Here is a 21,142-nt window from a genome sequence, read left to right as displayed (position 1 = left end):
ATGGCCACCGCACCATGACGACACTCTCGCTGCGCGCCTATACGCCACAGGCGACGGTCCATGATCACGACCACCACCAGCTGGTGCTGCCGATCCGCGGCCATCTCGATATCCAGGTCGGCAACCATCACGGCACCGTGGTCACCGGCGAGTGCGTCATCATTCGCCCCGGGGAGTCACATCTGTTTCATGCCAAGGACGCCGCGCGCTTCATCGTCGCTGACCTGGACTACCTGCCCGACAACCTTACGGCGTCGCAACGCGTGGTGTTCTCGATCAGCACCCTGCTGATGAACTACCTGCTGTTTCTCGAAGCGCAGCTGCAAGGTGAGGTCGACAAGCACATCGATCAGCTCTCCATCGCGCTGTTTCTCGGCCTGCTGGAGAAGCAGACCTGTGATCAACGCGTCGACCGTCGTCTGCTCAGGGTGCTCGATGTCATGAACGCGCAGCTTGAGCAGCCCCACGACGTGGCATCACTGGCCCGACTCGCCCACCTGAGCCCGACCCAGTTTCACAAGGTGTTCCGCGACAATCTGGGCGTCAGCGTCAAGCAGTACCTGACTGCCAGACGCATGGAGCGCGCGCGGGCGCAGTTGATCCATACCGATCTCAGCGTCCAGCAGGTCGCCGAGGCCGTCGGCTATCAGAACCTCTCCGCCTTCTCGCGGCGCTTTTCCTGCTACTTCGGCCAGTCGCCACGCGAGATGACGCGCCAGTATTCGAGCCTCACTCCCCCGAATGACTGAATGACTGAATGACCGACTGATTCGATCATCTGAACAACCGATTGAGCATCCGAACCAGCAGTCCACCACCGCACTCTGGCGGTATATGACGTTTTGCTTCTCCTGGCAGATCAGAGCGTAGTTTCAGCACAATATATTTCTCGCGATGAGGCGTAATCTCGTGCACACCGAGACACACTTCATTGCGAGCCATCCACCATGCAGCACTCCTTCTCCCGGACGCCCTTCCGCCCAGCGCTGGAACGCCAGATCGGCAACCTTTCCGTCCTCACGGCCGCCCTGCTATGGGGCACGACCGGCACCGCCGCCCACTTCAATCAGGATGTCAGTCCGCTGGCCACCGGCGCCTTCGCCATGGGCTTTGGCGGCATTCTGCAGGCAGTGCTGTCGCGACGAATCCTTCATGAGGAGCTGGCCGCCCTGCTGGTTCACAAGCATCTCGTGCTGTGGGCAGCGCTGTTCATCATCGTCTACCCGCTGGCATTCTATTCGGCCATGGAATACACCGGCGTGGCGATGGGCACCGTGATCACCATCGCCACGGCGCCGTTGGCGGCAGCGGTGCTGGAATATGTGCTGGACCGCAAGCGCGTCAGTGTGCGCTGGTACGCAGCGCTGATGCTGGGCATGGCTGGCGTGGGGCTGATGGCAGTGGGCGAGACACGTCTGGCGGATACGGCAGCGCAAGCCACTGCCAGCGGCGTTGCCAGCGAAAGCCGCAAGCTCATCGGTATCGGGCTGGGCGTGCTGGCCGGCGCGAGCTACGCCACCTATTCGCTGCTTGCCAGACGCATGATGCTGCTGGGCGTGCATCGCCGTGCAGCCATGGGGACAATGTTCGGCTGTGCCGGCGTCATACTGTTGATCGGCCTGGCCATCAGCTGCCTGTTCCTCGATCCGCGCCTGTTTGCCACGCCGGTGAATTCGGCGGTCGCCATCTACATGGCGCTGATCCCGATGCTGCTGGCCAGCCTCATCTTCGGACGCGGGCTCGCCAGCGCGCCCATCAGCCGGGTGACAGTCCTGACCATGTTCGAGCCACTGGTGGCGGGACTGTTGGCCGTCATCGTGGTCGGCGAGCAGTTCACGCTGATGGGCGCCATCGGCATGGTGCTGATCATGACCTGTCTGATGCTGCAATTGCGGCCGCAGGCAACGCAGGCGCCGATGGCCAGCCCGCAGGCAGACCTCGCGGCCTGGACGACGCCCGACACGGCCTCCGACGCTCTGGTTGAGCCACAAGACGACGCTGCCCATTGGGGTGAGCGTGATTCGTGGCGTGACCCGTGGAGCGGAACCGAGCATGGCCGCGATGCCAAGCAAGGGTCGGAGCAAGGGGCTGAGCAAGGGTTGGCGCCATGGCAGCATCACGACGCCTGACGGCCATGAGCGAATTGTTGGCAAGTTGGAGTGCGCGCCCTGAGCGGTAGTCAGCCGGCAACGGCGACTCACTTGACCGAAAGTGGTTTCAGCACACTTTCGCAGGACTCATGCTGCGACTGAAATAGGCCGCGGGATTGGCAAGACACGCAAGGACATCACCATGACAACCAATCGCTCTGATATCGCGGCCTCTTCACTGTCGACCGACATGGGTAGCCTGGCCGTGCTGTTTGCCGCGCTGCTGTGGGGCACCACCGGCACGGCGGCCCACTTCAACCAGGATGTCAGTCCGCTGGCAACCGGCGCCTTCGCCATGGGTATCGGCGGCCTGCTTCAGGCAATGATCGCACGACCCAATATCATGGGCTGTCTGAGCCTGCTGTTGGCGCAGAAGCGCTGGGTATTGCTCGGTGCCGTGTGTGTCGTCATCTACCCGCTGGCTTTCTACTCCTCGTTGCATCTGGCCGGTGTCGCCATCGGCACGGTGATCACCATCGCCACGTCGCCACTGGCAGCGGCGATTCTGGAGCGCCTGTTCGGCCACCACCGACTCACGCTGAGCTGGTATCTCAGCCTCGCGCTGGGCATTGCCGGTGTGGTGATGATGGCGGTGGGCGAAACGGCCACTCATGGAGGAGATATTGCCGCCATCAGCGCCGGCGGCGACACGATGGGGACAGGGTCAGGGAGCGTGTCTGACGCTCACTGGCAACGCCTGACCGGCATCTTGCTGGGCATCATCGCCGGCACGACCTACGCCGCCTATTCGCTGATCGCCCGGCGCATGATGGACCACGGCACCCACGCCCGCGCTGCCATGGGCAGCCTGTTCGGCGTCGCCGGTATCGCGCTGATCGCCGGCCTGGGTCTCAGCATGCTGGTGGCCGACCCGCGCCTGTTCGCCACCCCCGGCAACACATCGGTCGCACTCTACATGGCGCTGGTACCGATGTTCCTTGGCTATATTGCATTCGGCTACGGCCTGAAGACCGTTGCCGCCAGCAAGGCCACCCTGCTCACCCTGTTCGAACCGCTGGTCGCCGCCCTGCTCGCCGTCACCATCGTCGGGGAACATATTGCTCCGCTCGGCTGGCTCGGCATGGCGCTGATCGCCGTCTGTCTAGTAATTCAGGTGAAGCCAGCGACCGCTTGATCAATGTGAGCGGCACGACGAGGCGTTACCAAATGCGCAAAGCACAAAGCCCCAGCCTGAGTTTCAGGCTGGGGCTTTGCATTGCTGGGCATAAGCTCTCGGGCTCACGCCATCTCAATCACTCGCCGTGAAGAGCGCGCGCCGTCAATGCGAGGCAAGCTCGCCGGCATCCACTTGCGGTGTTATCCGACGTACGCCCTTGGCATCCTGCGCGTAGGCACGATGTCGCACATCCCAAAGCTCCACGGCATGCTGGATGTTGAGCCAGAACTCCGGCGTATTGCCTAGCGCAGCCGCCAGCTTGATGGCCATCGGTGCCGTCAAGGTGCCCTTGTCATGCACGATACGGCTCAGGGTATTTCTGTGCACTCCCATCGCCTCGGCCAGGGTGCGGATATCGATGTTCATCGGCTCCAGAAACTCTGCCGTCAACATCTCTCCTACCGTCAGCGGGCGTCGCTGGGTGTTTCTCATCACTGCTACCTCCTCTAGCCCTTGTAAGCATGCGGGTCTAGATATGTTTGATGGGCGACCCCCGCCTCCCACCGGAAGATGAGTCGATACTGCTTGTTGACACGAATCGAGCAATAACCTGCGAGATTGCCCTGCAGATGCTCGAACCGATTGCTCGGTGGAACCCTCAGATCAGACTCCTGACTTGCGGCATCGAGAATCTGCAACTTTCGGTAGAGCGAACTGGAGAGCGCCGCAGGTATCTTGCGGTGGCCAACATCATGCTCATAGAAGCGCTCGAGCCACACATCCCTGAATTCCACCGCCATGGCAGCACCTTTTTTCCTCATTCTATGCACAACCACGTTGTGCATCAAGTGGTTCTCCCCTGACGCTACCCCCCAGGAAAAACGCCCAACGAGTCCAGGACTCGTTGGGCGTTTCATATTCCTCTGCCCTTCACACCAGACGCTCAACCACTCACGCCGCCGTCTTGCTGGCCAGTTCTACCTTGGCAAGCTTGATCAGCCCGCCGTAGACGACGAAGGCGACCACGACACCCACGACCGGCGGCATGAAGGGTGAGCTCCAGGCGCACAGGCAGGCGATGGCGTAGGCGGCGAGCCCCGGCCAGTGGTAATCCACCTTGGGCATCTCGGCGAGGCGCGGATACTGTCCTTTGTGGCCTAGCCAGAAGTTGGCCATGATCACGCCGCCGATCGGCGGGATGAAGGTACCGAGCAGAATCAGGAACGGAATCAGCCACTCATACATGCCGAGTACCGCCAGCACTGTGCCGATGGCCGCGCCCCCCAGGGTGACACGCTGACGATGCGGGGTACGCAGCAGATTGCAGCCGGCGATCGCGAAGTTGTAGATGGTGTTGTCCTGGGTAGTCCAGATATTGAGGAACAGCATCAGGACGGCGAGGCTGACCAGCCCCTGGGCGATCATCACGTCAACGATATCGGCTTGCTGGTAGATCATCGCGCCGAGCGCGCCGGTGAGCACCATCAGGCCATTGCCAACGAAGAAGGCCGCCAGGGTGGCAATGACGGCGATCTTCGGCGAACGCGCGAAGCGGCTCCAATTGGTTGCCTGGGTGCCACCGCTGATGAAGGTGCCGATCACCGCGGTGATGGCGGCCGTCCAGCTCATGGAATCCTTCGGCGTCAGTGACGCAAGGCCTGCCACGCCACCGACATCGACCATGCCGGTGTAGAGACTGAACAGGATGAACAGCAGCATGGCCGGCACGGCGATGCGCGAGAGAATGTCCAGCCCGCGATAGCCGATCATCGCCGTCAGACAGAAGGCGAAACCGAAGATGATCATCAGCGGCGTGGTCAGCCACTCGGGCAAGCCGAGTGTCTTGACCAGCACGATGGCGATGGTCGCGGTGCCCCAGGCGTACCAGCCGATCTGGGTGAACCCGAGCACGAAGTCAGACAGGCGACTGCCCTTCTCGCCAAAGCACAGCCGTCCCATCAGCACTGAATTCAGACCACTCTTGCAGGCGATATAGGCCAAGGCAGCGGCGTAACCGCCGAGCAGCAGATTGCCGATCATGATGATCCACAGCAGTTCATTGAGCGCGAACGCGGCACCCAATGACCCACCCGCCCACATGGTGGCGGTAAAGAAGGTGAAGCCGAGCAGCACCATCGAGGTGGAAAGCAGCCCACGTCGTGCCGAAGCGGGGACTTCGCTCAAGGGATAGTCATTGCCGGATTCGCCTGTCATCGATTGCTGATCTGAGGTGCGGTCTGAGGCGTGCGGTGAGGAGTGTTCTGCCATGAGTGCCTTCCTGGAGCTCGGTCGTGAGTCGTCGAGTCTTGTGGTGGTGTCAGCCTGCCTGAACGCCGACCACCGCCCCCTGCGCGCAAGGTGGTGGTCAGAGCGGCGGTCGCTACCCTACCACCACGCAAGATTCACGCCACCCATCCTCAAACCGTGCAAGACGCCAGCTCGTCGTCTGCCTCATGAAGCTGACACAGGCGTCAGAATCTGGCCTGTCAGCAGACGCGATCGGGCGCAAGACCGCCTCCAGAAATGATTTCGCGGCTAGTCCGGCGCAGTACCTACAAACCCCTCAATTACGCCGACGTTGGCATCAACTTGAGCGCCAGACACCAGAACGCCCCGCAGCGCACTCTTTCAGTGCAGCGCGTGGCGTGGCTCGAGGCGTCCTGCACTGACATCGAAACCTGACGCCGAGCACAGGATGCAATTTTTTTCAGCCTTTCCTTGTTTAGCGGTTCATGCTGAACCCTTCAGCTGCTCGCCAACACCCCTTCGCTGGCATTGACCTCTTCAGTGTCCATCAGGCGCAGTCTGACCGGCACCGATTTCGAGGCGGGCGTATTGCTGCGCGCATCGCGGTGATCCAGCGGAATCAGGTCATTGGTTTCCGGGTAGTACGCTGCCAGACAGCCGGTCGGGATGTCGTATTCCTTGAGCTTGAAGCCCGCCATGCTGCGCTCGACGCCGTCTTCGCTGACCGTTTCCAGCGTCACGCGCTGCCCCTCGCTAAGCCCCAGCGTCTCGAGATCCTGCGGGCTGATCATCACCACCATGCGCGTGCCATAGACGTCGCGATAGCGATCATCATTGGAGTAGACGGTGGTATTGAACTGGTCATGCCCGCGCATGGTGATGAGCAGGAAGGTGCTATCCATGTTCAGTGTCTCGTGGGTCACCTTGTCGAGACCCTCCTCATCCGTGCCCAACCCCTCGGGGAACAGGAAGTTGGCACGCCCCGAGTCGGTATGCCAGATACGCTCGCGCGGCGCGATGCGGATGTGGAAGCCGCCCTGAGCCAGGCGCGCATTGTAGTCGGGGAAGATCTGCGGAAAGACCTCTTCGATGCGGTCACGAATCCGTGCGTAATCCGCCTGCAGCCAATCCCAATCCACGGTGGGGTGCGGCGGCAACGTCGCCTTGGCCAGCTGACAGGTGATGGCGATCTCGGAGTGCAGGCTTGGGTCCGCCGGTGCCATCACGCCGCGCGACGGCGCCACGTTGCACATACCGTCCTCGGCACTGGAGACCTGCTCCGCGCCCTTGCCATCGGCGCCCGCCTGCAGGTCACGTTCACTGTGGCCAATCGTGGGCAGCACCCAACCATGCTTGCCGGGGTGCAGGTGACTGCGATTGAGCTTGGTGGCGACATGCACCGTCATGTCGAGATCGTGCACCTTCTCGACCACGCGCTTCTGATCAGGAATCGCGCGGAAGAAGTTGCCCCCCATGCCGATGAAGGCGCGGACCTCGCCGCGCAGAATCGCCTCGCAGCATTCGGCGACATCATGGCCATTCTCGCGCGGGCACTTGATATCGAAGACCCGATCGAAGGCATCCAGCATCGCGTCATTGGGCAGGTTCTCGATGCCGACGGTGCGGTCGCCCTGCACATTGGAATGGCCGCGTATCGGGCAGGCGCCCGCGCCGGGCTTGCCGATATTGCCGCGCAGCAGCAACAGATTGATGATCTGCTGGATGGTGTCGCCGCCGCGCGCATGCTGGGTGATGCCCATGCCCCAGCAGCAGATCACGCGCTCAGCCTCCAGATAGGTCTGCCCCGCCTGTTCCAGCGATTCGCGTGACAGGCCGGACATGGCGACCAGGTCCTGCCACTCGAGCTTGCGGCAATGCTCGGCGAAGGCATCAAAGCCGTGGGTATGCTGGGCGATGAAGTCGTGATCCAGATAGCCCACCGCATGCGGATTGCGCTCGCGCAGCGCATCGTCGGCCTCGATCACGTACTTGCACATCGCCTGCACGGCGGCGAGGTCCCCGCCGATGCGCAGCTGATGATACTGACTGCTGATCTCGACGCCCTTGCCGCTCAGCATGTCCTTGGGCGACTGCGGATCGGCAAAGCTGACCAGCGCCCGCTCGCGCAGCGGGTTGAAGCTGACCACTTCGGCCCCGCGGCCACGCGCCTCGTGGAGATCCCCCATCATGCGCGGGCTGTTGGTACCGCTGTTCTGGCCGAAGATGAAGATGGCATCGGCCTGCTTGAAGTCCTCGAGATTGACCGTCGCCTTGCCGATGCCGATGGACTCCGGCAGCGCCCGCGAGGTGGTCTCGTGGCACATGTTCGAGCAGTCCGGGAAGTTGTTGGTGCCGTACATGCGCCCGAACAGGGAAAACAGGAACGCCGCCTCGTTGGAGGTACGCCCCGAGGTGTAGAACTCGACCTGATTCGGGTCCTCATAGCGTTTGAGGCGCTGGCCGATCTCGGCGTAGGCCGCTTCCCAACTGGTGATCTCGTAGCGGTCCGTCTGGGCGTTGTAGCGCAGGGGGCGCGTCAAGCGCCCTTCCTTCTCCAGATGGTGATCCGACCATTCACGCAACTCGCTGAGCGTATTGTTGGCGAACAGCTCATCACTGACACGTTCACGTGTCGCCTCCCACGCCAGCGCCTTGGCACCGTTTTCGCAGAAGTTGGCCCCCTTGGGTTTGTCACCATTCGGCCAGGCGCAGCTCGGGCAGTAGAAGCCATCGGGCTTGTTCATCTTCATCAGGCTGCGATGGCCCTCGATGGGTAGATGCTCCTGCCAGATGAACTTCTCGACCGCCTTGATCGACGGCCAGCCACCGCCCGGCGGCCGGTCCAGCTGACTGCCTGACAGCGACGCCGATAACGCCGGCGCGTGGGACCCCTTGGGGCTGAAGGAATCGACTGGCGTGGTCTGGTCTTGGGACATGTCGGGGCTCCTGACGGTGGCGGCCGGCGGCTGGCATAGATCAGACACCGCTGCGGGCACGCCACCGAACAAAGAATTCAAGGGTCACCCTTGCTTCCTTGACTCGCGCCAAGCCTTTTTCAAGGCCGATCGCCGTTGCGCACTTGAACTTCCGCCGATCCGCCACCAGAGTTGTACAGACCTGACACAAGCAAGATCGCACTTGAGCAAGACCACACAAGCAGACCCGCCACTCAACACGCCAGACATGATGAGGAGCTGGAACATGACCGTATTTGAAGCCCTGCGCGAGACCCACGACGAACAACGCCGCCTGCTGGACATGCTGCTGCAGACCGAAGGTGACAGCGAGCCGCGCGATGACCTGTTCAAGCGTCTCAAGGAATCGCTGACCAATCACGCCGGTGCTGAGGAACGCGCGCTCTACATGCCGATGATGGAGCACGACATGACGCAGGAGAAGGCGCGTCACAGTGTCGCCGAGCACCATGAGATCGATGAGCTGGTCGAGAAGCTCGAGGCGACCGACTACAGCTCGCCGGGCTGGCTGGCCACCGCCAAGCAGCTCGAGCACCTGGTGACCCACCATCTGGATGAGGAAGAGCAGGAAGTCTTCCAGCTGGCAGGCCGCGTCTTCGATGACGCCACCAAGAAACGCCTCGCCGAGGAATATCATCAGGACATGAAGGCGCGCGAAGCGGCCTGAGCCAGAATTCAGGCCGAAAGCGCTTGGCGCTTCAACAGGCTGAACGCTATCGATAGCCGCCGATGACGTACACCAAAACGGGCTGACCACATCATGTGGCCAGCCCGTTTTGTCATGCGTTCAACTAGCCGCGAAGGCGCTGCTGTCTCTCACAGCGTGTGTCATAGCGAATGAGGCGAAGAGTCATCCATCACGTCATCAGCCACGACGCACTCGGGTTACTTGCGGCGCGATGGCCGTGCGGTACCTTTCGCTGCCGGCTTTCTACTTGGGCTGCCTGAGCGCTTGCCCTTGCCTTTCCCAGCCTTCGGCCTGGCATCAAGTGCCTCGGAGCGCCCCACGTAACGCGCGATCCAGATGGTGTGCTTGGCCCCGGAGGTGCCATGTGCGTAGACCTGACGCGCTTCGGCCTTGAAACCGGCCCGCGACAGGCGCTGCGAGAAACGCGCATCGGCCGTGGCCGACCACACCGCCAGAATGCCGGCCGGGCGCAACGCCCTGGCGCATACCACCAGCCCCTCCGCACTGTAGAGCCAGTCGTTGTCATCCGCGGTCAGGCCTTCCGGGCCATTGTCCACATCCAGCATGATGGCATCGAAGCCGCCAGGCGCTTCACGCAGCACCTCGGCGACATCGCGATTCTCGACTGTCGTGCGCGGGTCCCGAATCGGATAGCCCGCCTTGGCCCCCAGCGGGCCGTCATTCCAGGCCACCACTCCCGGCACCAGCTCGGCGACGACCACCTCGGCATCTGGCTTGAAGTGCTTGAGCGCGGCAGCCAGCGTGAAGCCCATCCCCAGGCCGCCGATCAGAACGCGCTGTGGCGCCGCCGACGTGCCGCGACTATTGAGCAGGCCGGCAGGAATCTCGGCCAGCGCATCTTCCGAGCCATGCATGCGGGTGTTCATCAGCTGCCCGCCCTTGCCGCTCTCGATCTTGATGACAAAGTCCTCGCCATACTCGAACAGACACAACGAATCCGACGTGCCGGGGATCGGCGCGGTATCGAGCAGCACAAAGCGTTTCATGGCACATCCATAGAAGGAAAAATGATCATCTGTCAGGTGGCTTCGTGGCCATCCTGACTATATTCAACATGACGGACATCTGTACGACATGGGGGGAGCGTTAGTCTAACAGTCAGAACCCCATGGCAGGTATCCGCCTGCGCGAAGGCATGAAGTTTCGCGAAAGCACGAGAAAAATGAGAGCATGCGCGCATCAAGGCTGGAAGATATTCGCGAATTCTCTAATACTAGTTTTTGTAGAACGCAACACCGTCGTAAACCAGACACACTCAGAACGAACACTCTCAGTAGCAACTGTCACTTGCCTGATGGCTGGCGCGCAATGAAAAGCGCGTGGGTCTCGCCGGCAGATGGGCTAGCCTCACCGCCGACGAAGCAGCGTGACACCTAGAGAATCACTCAAGATTCCGACTCATCGGAACCCGAAAAGAGGATATTTCGATGCCGCATACTCATCCGGAGCGACTCGCGACGATCAGCGCCAGCCAGGTCGAGGAACACTTTCGCGATCTCCATCCCATCGTGGCATTGGTTTCTGCCACTCGGCTGCTGCAATTCCTCGAGCGGGAAGGTCTGATTTTGCATGAACATCGTGTGCTATGCGCGAGCATCATTCGCAAGGCCCTGCCCAGCCTCGAAAACGGCCCCGGGCATGCCCCTGCCAATCTGCCAAGCCTGCATGGCATAGAACAGACCAAGGAAAGTGAGCCGCGTGTTCCGCTTGCCCAGTCCATGGCAGCGGGTGCCAGTACGCCAGCCACCGTGCATGACAAGCATGAGGATGCGCTCTCCTGACCACCGCCAGGCGTACCGAAACGAGACAACCCGACGCCCAGTTCTGCTCATGCAGGACTGGGCGTTTTAACATTACTAAACAAGAAAATTATGATGGAGGGGTTTAATCCGACGGGATCGTCCACAGGTCCATTGGCAGACGTTCAGCGTCTGAAGGCGCATCAGCGCATTCACGATCAACGAACCGGAGGTGACGGCATGACTCAGCAACAGCCCCCACAGCATCAGAACCAGCAACCGGGCGATGAACATCGCATGGACCCCAAGCCCGAATATATCCGCGAGAGCTATCGCGGCAGCGGCAAGCTCCTGGGCAAGGTGGCAGTCATCACCGGTGGTGACAGCGGTATCGGCCGCGCCGCCGCCGTGCACTTCGCACGCGAGGGAGCCGATTGTCTGATCACGCACCTGGGCAGTGAAGAAGTCGATGCGCAGGAGACCATCCGTCTGATCGAAGCCGAAGGCAGACGCGGACGCCGCATCGCAGGGGATATCGGTGACCCGGCCTTCTGCCGCAAGGTTGTCGAGGGCGCGCTGGAGGAATTCGGTCAGCTGAATATCCTGGTCAACAATGCTGCAGAACAGTACGACTGGGACGACGTCACCGAGATCGATGACGAACAGATCGAGCGCACCTTCAAGACCAATCTGTTCAGCCACTTCTACATGATCAAGGCCGCCGTGCCGCATCTCTCCAAAGGCGATTCCATCATCGCCACCTCGTCCGTCAACGCCTTCAAGGGCAACGACAGCCTGATCGATTACAGCGCCACCAAGGGCGCCATCCAGGGGCTGGTACGCTCACTTTCCGGCACGCTGATGGACCGCGGCATTCGCGTCAATGCGGTTGCACCCGGCCCGGTCTGGACTCCCTTGATCCCCGCCAGCTTCGAGGACGAAAAGGTCGCCAACTTCGGCCAGCAAGTACCGATGGAGCGCCCCGGTCAGCCTAGCGAGATGGGCCCGGCCTACGTCTATCTGGCCAGCGAAGATTCAAGCTACATGACAGGCCAGACGATTCACCTCAACGGCGGCGTCGTGCTCAACACCTGATCGCCCTGCTTTTTCAGGCGCCCACTGCGCCTGATGCTTGAGGGCAGTACCGCTGCAAACGGCGAGGAACAACCGCGCAGAAAACGCAAGGCCACCCGATCCGGGTGGCCTTCTTGCATAGGGGACGGTTCATGGAAGATGCGCCGCACCTCAGCGCCTGCTCCGCGTTCATGCCGCCTTTACTCTCCCTGGAAGTATCAGGTCCTCCTGTCTGTCCGTATCAGTCTTTTCAGTCGGCTGAAAGCCAGTGGCCTCTCTATTCTGGTAGCAGCCACAGACGTTGCCGTGGACAGGACTGAGCATTACCCGCTCTGCAGGAGGCAAGCATGTCCAAGCTGATTCTTTCACTGGATGGCGGCGGAATACGCGGGGCGGCCACCGCGCAGTTCCTGATGCGTGTCGATGCGACACTCAGAAATGACCACCAGACCAGCCTACGTGAGCGGGTCGATTTCTATGCGGGCACCAGCACCGGCAGTCTGATCGCGCTGGCGCTGGCCACCACCGACATGAGCCTCGAGGACATCAATGGGCTCTACAGCGCGACCAGCGCCAGGCAGATCTTCGCCGACAACCGCGGCTGGTTCGAACTCGATGGCATCAATGCGCCCAAGTACGAGGCCAAGGGCAAGAGCACGATGCTCAAGAAGCACCTCGGCCAGGCCAGGCTCAGGGATGTCCCCGCTGGCAAGCAGGTGCTTGTCGTCACCTACGGCATCGAGAGACGCCGCCCGCATGTCCTGAAGTCGAGCAAGCGCGAGCATCACAAGCTGCTGGCCTGGCAGGCCGCGGACGCCTCCAGCGCGGCGCCGACCTACTTCCCGACCCGCGACATGAAGCTCGGGCCGGACAACGAGCAGACCTGGCTGATCGATGGCGGCGTCATCGCCAACAACCCCACCATGTGCGCCATCGCCGAAGCCTGTCGCCTGTGGCCGCATGAGCCGCGTCGCGTGCTGTCGATCGGCACCGGAACACGCACGCGCAAGATCAATGGCCCGGATTCGCAGCACTGGGGCGCAGTGCAGTGGGTGCTGGAAGGCAGCCTGATCGACGTGCTCTCCGATGAGAAGGTGGTCGGCTATCAGGCCATCACCATCTCGCCGCCGGGCAGCTATATCCGCGTCAATGCCGAGATGCGCCCGCAACCGGGAATGCTCAAGGCGCCTGATGACGCGATGGACGACATCAGCACCACCAACATCAAGCATCTGAAGGCCATGGGCGATTTCTGGTTCGAGCAATATGGTGACGCTGTGGTGGCCCTGATCACCGACCGCTACCAAGGGCCCTCGCTTGACCGCATCGATCCCCTCACCGGCCGGCCGCAAGCCTATCAACCGCACTGAGCAAGCCTTCCCCACATTGCACTCGGAGACGTCTGTCAGCGATTTTGCTACTCTGCGCTGCCGTGCTTCACGCCGACCCGAGTTCATTCAATGACACATGGCACACCGCAAGACACTCGCATTCGCCCCGCCAACTCAACATGGCGAATGCTGGTGACTCTCACTTTATCTCTGGCGATTCTCGTACCCACTACAGCGCAGTCAGACGACGATATGCGCTTTGACCAGCCGGAAGCCTTCGCCACCCTGAAGAAGGCGGTCAGCTATTTCGATGAAATGGACACCTTGCCGGAAGAGGCATGGATCAGCCGCGATCAAGCGTCGGCGCGCAGCGATATGGACGAGATGATAGAGGAAGCCATGCAGGCCCTCGACGTCCCGCAGCTCTCGACATTGCGCAGCACCTATCGCCAGGTCGAGGACAAGATACGCGAGTCGCGTAGCGAAATTTCCGAGCTGAAGGAAAAGCGCATCCTTGCGCCTGACACCGATGTCTCGACGCTGACGCGCCTCACGCCCACCGACACCCTGCGCGAATTCACCGCCAGTACGCGCGGCGATTATGATCTGCTGATCGCCGCGCATGAGAAGAACATCGCCGCCTATCAGGGCGAGCTGACCACGCTGGAAGGCAAGCTGGCCGCGCGACTCGAGGAGATCGGCATCACCCTGACGCCAGACCAGGTCCAGGTATGGCTGTCCTCGGTGGTCGGCGATGATGTGCTGACCATGAGTGTCGTGTTCGCCAGCATCAAGTCGGTGGCCCAGCAGCTCGCGGAGCTGACCCGCGACAGCGGCGAGAACCTCGACTACGCGCGTCGTTATTACGGCATGGTCGTCATGCTTCACCGCATGATCGTGACCATGCAGCAGGACTTCATCACGCGCGTGAATGATGAGGTATTGCCGCAACTGCAAGGCTTCGCCGACGAAGCCGAGGCCACCACGCGAGAAGCCCGCACGCTGATCAAGCAAGGCGGGTCACGCGAGAGCCTGGAGAACAACATCCGCGCCAATGCGCTGACGCTCAAGACGATCAACCTGTATCGCTCGCTGGTCACCGAGCAGCGCGACCGCGTCACGACCTCTCTGACCAAGAGCCAGCGCGAGCTTGCGGTGGCGACCAATACCTATCGCACCGTCAAGCTCAGCGCTCACGTTGCCGACCTGATCCGCCAGGGTGTCAAGACCTTCGACACCCTCGCCGGACTGCAGGTGCCGGTCGCCACCAGCTTCGAGAACAGCGCCATGCGCGAGGAATTCCGCAAGCTGACCGAGCGCATGCGCTAGCAGTCCACGTCCCTCTGAACCAGATGCAGGAAGCATGGTTTAGAGGGCATTTATCGTCTCTCTTAGACAGGTTGCGCACGGCTTTCAGTTATCGTCCACCTCTATGGGCTTGAGACATACAGACTGAGAAGATATACAACCTGAGACATGGCACTTGAGATGTAGCACTTGAGATCTAGCACTTGAGAAACAGGGCTTCAGGCACGAAGCTTGAGATTCACGCTGTTTCGCTCGCTGCTCCCACTGCACTTCGCGAATCACACCGCTGCCCGTTTCGTTCCTGACTCCCCCTTTATTCCAACCTGATCATTCCATCCTGATGAGAGTCTCTTCTGCTCTCAGCCCTGCTTTCCGCTGTACCCTCTCACTCAGGCCGTCCCCGTATCCTCTGTCAATCTTCCCTTGGCGACTTCGCCTGACCTCCTCCTCGCGACTGCTCTTTCTGATTACTCTTGAAGACTGCTCTTGACGGTAGAGGTTTTCCGTTAATTCAACTATCCAACTCCAGCTTCAGTGGCCCCTGCTCTCGAGACGCCCACCATTAACTTGCGGAAAATCTCTAAACTTTAGAATAATCGAAGAACCTGAACTAACATGAAAACATGTCAGACTAGCAGGTGGCAGAACATCACCTGATGAGAAATACGTTCTTGACCCTGGATAGCCGGATTGAAGAGCGACAAGGCTTGTTCAGAGGAATCACACAGGAATGTCAGTCCTTTGACCGGAAGATTGATAGTCATTATCCAGGTCAGGACGCCACGATTTGCCTTCGTTACCCATGACAGGACGTGACTCATGCGCAAGCAATCGTTACGGACAACGGGACTGCTGGTACTGGGCAGTGTGGTAGGGATCGCCACCGCTCATGCCAGTGAAGCAACCGAGACCACATCTCCCAGGGCCGAGATCGAGCATGGGAAATACATCGCCCTGGCGGCTGACTGCGCGGCTTGTCACATGGGCCCTGATGGCACGCCCTACGCTGGGGGCCGGCCGATCAGCACGCCGATGGGCGACGTGGTCGCCACCAATATCACATCATCAAAGGAATACGGTATCGGCGATTATTCGCTGGAAGACCTCACCAACGTGTTGCGCCATGGCAAGACGCCCGACGGCAGCCATCTGTATCCCGCCATGCCTTACCCTTCCTATCGTGGCATGAAGCAAGACGATATCGCGGCACTATACGCCTATCTGCAAAGTATTCCCGCAGTGGATCGCGAACCCGAGGCCCACACCGACATGGACTTCCCATTCAATTTCCGGATATTGATGGCGATGTGGAATACGCTCGAACTTGAAGATGATCCTGCCTCACAGGGACAGGATGGGGCGGTGAGTCGTGGGCAATACCTCGTGGATCATCTGGCACATTGTGGTACCTGCCATACCCCTCGCGATGATTTCATGGCCAGTGACTCGACGCGTTATCTGAGTGGTGCACGGTTGGGAATCTGGTCGGCCCCCAACATAACCTCCGATGAGACGTCGGGTATCGGTGCCTGGCAAGACCAGCAACTGGCGGATTATTTCAAACATGGCATGGCAGGCTATGTCGCCCAGGCAGCCGGCCCCATGGGCGAGGCTGTCCATCAGAGCCTGCAATATCTGAGTGAGAAGGATCGTCTGGCGATCGCCGCTTATCTGAAGACGGTGCCAGCAATTGAGGATGACGCCCAGCAACAGCCCGTGTTCGATCAGATGGCCAATCAGGCACTGCTCGGCCATGAGCCGGTGGTGAGCCCCGCCACCCGCCACCGCGAAGACACGCTGGCAACGCAAGGCCTCAGGCCAGACGATATCGCGCAACCAGACACCGGACAGGGGCTCTACCTCACCCATTGTGCAGCCTGCCACGCGGCAGATGGCAATGGTCAGCCGGTCTCCTTCTACCCGAGTCTGAACGGGAACACCACCCTGCGGCGCGCCGACCCGCGCAACCTCATCGCGGTGATCACCCAGGGTGTCGCCTATCAAGGCGCGACGCCACTGCCTCAGATGCCGGGCTTTGCTGAAGTGTTGAGCCATGCCGAGATCGCCAAGGTGGCCAACCATGTCAGAACCGAGTTTGGCGGGCACAACGAGAGTCAGCTCACGGCGCAGGACGTCAATGAGCTGATCACGGGCGAGCGCCCGGTGCCGGCACTGATACGCCACGCCGGTACCCTCGCCTGGCTGGGCATTATCGTGGCCGTGACACTGGCGGGCCTCGCGGGTTGGTGGCTATGGCGGCGCCATGATCGCCGCCAGCCCGCCAGTGCCACGTCCAATACCCATCACTCGCCATAAGGGTGTTCTCATGCCTACGCCTCCTTTCATGACACGTCGCGACCTGCTGACCATGATCGGCAGAACCGCTGGTGCGAGCGCACTGTATTCCGCCATGTCCTCCATGGGCCTTGCCAAGGCCTCGACCTTCATCGGTGAATTGAATCTCTCACAGGCCCCCAAGGGTGACAGCGTTCTGGTGCTGGGGGCCGGCCTCGGGGGCATGACGGCGGCCTACGAATTGCGCAAGGCGGGTTACGACGTCAGCGTACTGGAATACAGCGAGCGGGCCGGCGGGCGCTGCTTCACGCTCCACGCCGGGGATACGGTCACTGATCTTTCCGGCGAGACACAGCACTGCAACTTCTCGCCTGGCAACTACATCAATGTCGGCCCGTGGCGGGTGCCTTATCACCACTACGGTGTGCTGCATTACTGCAAGAAATTCGGGGTCAAGCTAGAACCCTTCATCCAGCTCAACTACAACGCCTATGTGCACGCGCAGAACGCTTTTGAGGGCAAGCCACAGCGGATACGGGAAGTGCTGACCGACATCCACGGCTACACCTCGGAGCTGCTGGCCAAGGCCACCGACCAACGTGCACTGGACGAAGTACTGACGAAGGAAGACTGCGAGGCTCTGCTCGACCAGCTGGATGACTGGGGGCGCCTGACCGGCGATCACCAGTATCAGCAAAGTCTCAAGGCCAGCCGCTTCCGAGGCTACGAGCATTGGCCTGCCGGCGGCCTGATGCCAAGGCCGTCGCCCAGCAAGCCACTGGATTTCAAGGAGCTGCTGCACTCCGGGCTGTGGGGACTGCTGCTGGATTACTTCAACAACGAGTACCAGCACACCATCTTCGAGCCGGTGGGCGGCATGGATCAGATCGCCAAGGGCTTCGCGCGCGAGGTCGGGGACCTGATTGAATATCGCGCCCAGGTGGTGCGCATCGAACAGTCCGAGACTCAGGTCACCGTGCACTACATCGACCCGAGCCGGCCGTACGACATCAAGACGCGCAGCGCCGACTGGTGCGTGTGCAACATTCCGCTGTCGATCCTCAGCCAGATTCCGGTGGATGCCTCGCCGGCCTTGCGTCAGGCCATCGCCGCAGTGCCCTATGGCAGCTCCACCAAGACAGGTCTCGAGTTCAAGCGTCGCTTCTGGGAACAGGACGAGAGCATCTTCGGGGGTATTACCTTCACCGACCTGCCAATCACCACCATCTCCTATCCGGCCTACGACTACTTCAGTGATGGCCCGGCGGTCCTGCTGGCTGCCTACACCTTCGATGATCCCAACAGCTACACGATGTCCACGCTGACCGCCAGGGAACGCATCAAGGCAGCGCTGGCCTACGGCAAACAGATCCACCCCCAGTATGAAGAGGAATTCTTGAGCGGGGTCTCGTGGTCCTGGCATCGCAGCCCCTGGTCGCTGGGCTGCTACGGCCTGTGGACCGATGAACTGCGTGCGGCACACTACGAGACACTGTGCGAGATCGATCATCGACTGGTGCTGGCCGGCGAGCACTGCTCCTACATCCCTGCCTGGCAGGAAGGCGCCATTCTGTCGGGCATGGATGCCAGCCAACGTCTGCACGAGAAAGCCACCAAGCACAAGGCAAGCGCCTGAGGGGGGCCAAGTTGATCTTCCACGACACCGGTTCATCGGCGAAGGGCGCAACCAGGCAAGCAACGAAATTCGCCACCATGGGATGGCGTAGTAGCGTGATGGCCTGTGCTCTGGGCGCGGTGAGTCTGACCACCACGGCCCTGACGGTATCGGCCGCCGCAGCGACGAACGACAGCATGCAACATCACCGTCTCACGCCGCCGTGGGTAGTGAGTCAGGCAGACTCCCGCCAGGACACCACGGCACCCCCGGACCAGAAGCCTGAACAAGGGGCGAAAAAGACACCCGAAAGCGGTGCTGGCGGGCCTTCCCGAGAAGGCGCCAGCAACTCGACTGACAAGACCGCCGAGGACAGCTCCAGGCCAGGCGCCAGCAAGGGCACCCTGAAAGCCACCGGCGAGGCAACGGGGAAGACAGGCACTATCAGTGCGCCCGTCACGTCCGGCAGCCAGGAGGTAGACCCGCGCTGGGAGGAGTGGTTTGCCGACACCAAGGGGTATTCCGCCAGCAGCGGCAAGGCAGTCTATGAGACCTTGTGTCAGGCCTGCCACATGGCAGATGGTCAGGGCGCTCAGAGCGCCGGCACCTTCCCGTCCTTCGTCGGCAATGAACGACTGCGCACGCCCTACTATGCCGTTGATGTGGTGCTCAATGGCCTGCGCGGCATGCCTGGCTTCGGCGACACATTGAGTGACAAGCAGATCGCCGATGTGGTGAATCACCTGCGTAGCCATTTCGGCAACCAGCTCGAGGCGACGCTGAGTGCCGAGGATGTCGCGCGCATGCGTCCCGATCACGGCAAGGCCGAACCTCGCTGAAGCCGGGCGTGCCTATCCTGTGGTCAGCAATCACGCCCGTCCGCAGGCCACAGGATCACGACAGCGAGTGTCGTCACACTCGTCAGGGCTAGCGTAGCGGGGTGCCGCCCAGCGGGGTGCCGCCCAGCGGGGTGCCGCCCAGCGGAGTGCCGCCCAGCGGAGTGCCGCCCAAACGGATGTCGCGCATGCTCAGGATGCTCTCCAGCGTGCGCCGTAGGCGCGCCACCTCGTTGACAAGGCTATCTCCCGCCAACATACCCACTCCGAGCACCAGGCCACGACGCGAATCATTGGCACTACACACCGGACTTAACGGCCGCACGATCAGATGCTCCTTGACCATCAGTTGCGCGACGCGCTTGTCGTCGACCTCGGGGGCAAACTGCACGCACAGGCTGATAGCGCGTGATGGCGGCGAGACACTGATCACGCCCTTCACCTGACACAGCTGGTCATGCACCACCTGCTGCCGGCCCAGATAATCGCGCTGGATGCGCTGATACCAGGCATCGAGATCCCCATCGGCGATGAACTGCGCCAACACCGCCTGATCGAGCATTCGCCCCTCGCGGAACACCTCACTGCGCAGACGGTTCATCGGCCCGGCCAGCGCGCGCGGTACCACCAGGTAGCCCAGCCGCAGCCCGGGAAACATCAGTTTGGAGAACGAGCCCACCAGCAGGCGATTGCCGGAATCGGGATCAAACAGCAACTCGCCATGATCATCACCGCTGAACTCGTAATCATCCTCGAGGATATAGGCGGGCTGACAGGCCTCGCAGAGCGCCAGCTTGTCACGCCGCGAGGTGGGCACACTCAGCGGATAGTGATGCGAGCCGGTGAAATAGGCGATCTGCACCGGCCCCTCGCCAAGCGAGGTGAGGTCGTGTCCTGACTCATTAGTCGTATCACTCGTCGTGTCGTTCACCGGCCGCCAGGGAATCTGCCGGGTCTCGAGTCCGGCAGCCAGAAAGACATTGCGTGCCCCCCAGTAGCAGGGAGACTCCATCACCACCTGCTGGCCGGCGTCCGCCAGCGCCAGCGCGCACAGCTCGATGCCGTGGTGGGTGCCCTCGGTGATGATGATCTGCTGAGTATCGCAATCGATGTTGCGCCAACGGCGCAGAAAGTCCCGAATCTCCCGCTTGAGCGGGCCATAGCCACCGCTGGAATACGACAGCAGGAGCGCGTTGTGGGGCACCGTGACGCTGGCATATAGCTGACGCCACTTGCGCATCGGAAAGCGCGCGATATCCGGAATGCCCGGCACGAAGGCGCCACTCTGGATCAGGCTGGCACCCTGCCCGCCCAGCACCCGACGTGCGCGAGTGGAGAGCGGCAGTGGCGCAGGTGCCTCGGGCGAGGCGCTGCCGGGTCTCGCGGCATGCGGGCGGCGCGTCCAGGTGCCCTGGCCCTGCCCGGTGTGCAGATAGCCCTCCTCGATCAGCGACTTGATCGCCAAGGCCAGCGTATTGCGCGCTACACCCAGGGCCTCGCATAGCTTGCGATGCGGAGGCAGCCGTACCCCCACCGGCCACTGGTCACGAATCATCTCGAGCAACGCCTGCTCCAGCCTCACCTGCTTGCCCAGCGTCTCGGACTGGCGGCGGTAACATTCGATCAGCGGCTCCAGCGCGGCCAGTTCCATCCCGGTCTCCCGTTGTCGCTGTCTTTGTCTTTGTCTTTGTCTTTGTCTTTGTCGATATGGTGTCACGCAGCTCCTCGAGGCTGTCCCACTCCCGT

Annotated in this window: 16 protein-coding genes and 1 pseudogene; 11 read left to right on the top strand and 6 right to left on the bottom strand. The window is 61.5% G+C overall.

Annotated elements, in window-relative coordinates:
- The first annotated feature begins 14 nt into the window (after positions 1 to 14).
- From MKZ40_RS08180 to MKZ40_RS08170, 3 genes are all read left to right on the top strand, one after another.
- Complete coding sequence (locus MKZ40_RS08180; RefSeq protein ID WP_175088827.1) at positions 15 to 749, top strand: AraC family transcriptional regulator; 735 nt, start codon at positions 15 to 17, stop codon at positions 747 to 749.
- A 198-nt stretch (positions 750 to 947) separates the two neighbouring features.
- Positions 948 to 2,129: a DMT family transporter gene (locus MKZ40_RS08175; RefSeq protein ID WP_175088828.1), complete on the top strand. Its 1,182-nt coding sequence runs from the start codon at positions 948 to 950 to the stop codon at positions 2,127 to 2,129.
- A gap of 163 nt (positions 2,130 to 2,292) precedes the next feature.
- On the top strand, positions 2,293 to 3,285 hold the full coding sequence (locus MKZ40_RS08170) for an EamA family transporter (RefSeq protein WP_175088829.1): 993 nt from the start codon (positions 2,293 to 2,295) through the stop codon (positions 3,283 to 3,285).
- A 144-nt stretch (positions 3,286 to 3,429) separates the two neighbouring features.
- Here the strand turns inward: MKZ40_RS08170 and MKZ40_RS08165 are convergent, their stop codons facing one another.
- From MKZ40_RS08165 to MKZ40_RS08150, 4 genes are all read right to left on the bottom strand, one after another.
- On the bottom strand, positions 3,430 to 3,759 hold the full coding sequence (locus MKZ40_RS08165) for a HigA family addiction module antitoxin (RefSeq protein WP_153635856.1): 330 nt from the start codon (positions 3,757 to 3,759) through the stop codon (positions 3,430 to 3,432).
- A gap of 14 nt (positions 3,760 to 3,773) precedes the next feature.
- The gene (locus MKZ40_RS08160) at positions 3,774 to 4,067 is read right to left on the bottom strand and encodes a type II toxin-antitoxin system RelE/ParE family toxin (RefSeq protein ID WP_175088830.1); all 294 of its coding nucleotides are present in this window, start codon (positions 4,065 to 4,067) and stop codon (positions 3,774 to 3,776) included.
- A 151-nt stretch (positions 4,068 to 4,218) separates the two neighbouring features.
- On the bottom strand, positions 4,219 to 5,481 hold the full coding sequence (gene codB, locus MKZ40_RS08155; protein WP_175088868.1) for a cytosine permease: 1,263 nt from the start codon (positions 5,479 to 5,481) through the stop codon (positions 4,219 to 4,221).
- Between the two features lie 530 nt (positions 5,482 to 6,011).
- Positions 6,012 to 8,450, bottom strand: coding sequence for an FdhF/YdeP family oxidoreductase (locus MKZ40_RS08150; protein ID WP_175088831.1), 2,439 nt, complete (start codon positions 8,448 to 8,450; stop codon positions 6,012 to 6,014).
- 265 nt (positions 8,451 to 8,715) lie between these two features.
- Here MKZ40_RS08150 and MKZ40_RS08145 point away from each other — a divergent pair, with 265 nt between their 5' ends.
- Positions 8,716 to 9,156, top strand: coding sequence for a hemerythrin domain-containing protein (locus tag MKZ40_RS08145; protein WP_153635859.1), 441 nt, complete (start codon positions 8,716 to 8,718; stop codon positions 9,154 to 9,156).
- A gap of 347 nt (positions 9,157 to 9,503) precedes the next feature.
- Here MKZ40_RS08145 and MKZ40_RS08140 read toward each other — a convergent pair.
- Positions 9,504 to 10,184, bottom strand: a pseudogene (locus tag MKZ40_RS08140) (hypothetical protein); the annotation flags it as partial.
- A gap of 441 nt (positions 10,185 to 10,625) precedes the next feature.
- Between MKZ40_RS08140 and MKZ40_RS08135 the strand changes: the two are divergent.
- From MKZ40_RS08135 to MKZ40_RS08105, 7 genes are all read left to right on the top strand, one after another.
- On the top strand, positions 10,626 to 10,979 hold the full coding sequence (locus MKZ40_RS08135; RefSeq protein ID WP_175088832.1) for a hypothetical protein: 354 nt from the start codon (positions 10,626 to 10,628) through the stop codon (positions 10,977 to 10,979).
- Between the two features lie 198 nt (positions 10,980 to 11,177).
- Positions 11,178 to 12,032: an SDR family oxidoreductase gene (locus tag MKZ40_RS08130; RefSeq protein WP_175088833.1), complete on the top strand. Its 855-nt coding sequence runs from the start codon at positions 11,178 to 11,180 to the stop codon at positions 12,030 to 12,032.
- Positions 12,033 to 12,358: 326 nt separating this feature from the next.
- On the top strand, positions 12,359 to 13,381 hold the full coding sequence (locus MKZ40_RS08125) for a patatin-like phospholipase family protein (RefSeq protein WP_175088834.1): 1,023 nt from the start codon (positions 12,359 to 12,361) through the stop codon (positions 13,379 to 13,381).
- Between the two features lie 153 nt (positions 13,382 to 13,534).
- Positions 13,535 to 14,671, top strand: coding sequence for a hypothetical protein (locus tag MKZ40_RS08120; RefSeq protein ID WP_175088835.1), 1,137 nt, complete (start codon positions 13,535 to 13,537; stop codon positions 14,669 to 14,671).
- A 798-nt stretch (positions 14,672 to 15,469) separates the two neighbouring features.
- Positions 15,470 to 16,966 (top strand): cytochrome c, encoded by a 1,497-nt coding sequence (locus MKZ40_RS08115; protein WP_175088836.1) that lies wholly within the window; start codon positions 15,470 to 15,472, stop codon positions 16,964 to 16,966.
- Positions 16,967 to 16,976: 10 nt separating this feature from the next.
- Complete coding sequence (locus tag MKZ40_RS08110; RefSeq protein ID WP_175088837.1) at positions 16,977 to 18,581, top strand: flavin monoamine oxidase family protein; 1,605 nt, start codon at positions 16,977 to 16,979, stop codon at positions 18,579 to 18,581.
- Positions 18,582 to 18,658: 77 nt separating this feature from the next.
- The gene (locus MKZ40_RS08105; RefSeq protein WP_175088838.1) at positions 18,659 to 19,399 is read left to right on the top strand and encodes a cytochrome c; all 741 of its coding nucleotides are present in this window, start codon (positions 18,659 to 18,661) and stop codon (positions 19,397 to 19,399) included.
- 88 nt (positions 19,400 to 19,487) lie between these two features.
- On the opposite strand, the gene MKZ40_RS08100 is transcribed toward MKZ40_RS08105, so the two are convergent.
- On the bottom strand, positions 19,488 to 21,047 hold the full coding sequence (locus MKZ40_RS08100; protein WP_175088839.1) for a PLP-dependent aminotransferase family protein: 1,560 nt from the start codon (positions 21,045 to 21,047) through the stop codon (positions 19,488 to 19,490).
- Positions 21,048 to 21,142: the final 95 nt, after the last annotated feature.

This window comes from Cobetia sp. BMC6 (genome assembly GCF_029991385.1).
In the GTDB taxonomy this organism is placed as follows: Bacteria; Pseudomonadota; Gammaproteobacteria; order Pseudomonadales; family Halomonadaceae; genus Cobetia.
The sequence above is the reverse complement of the archived record's forward strand: the minus strand, read 5'-3'. Positions and strand labels throughout refer to the sequence as shown.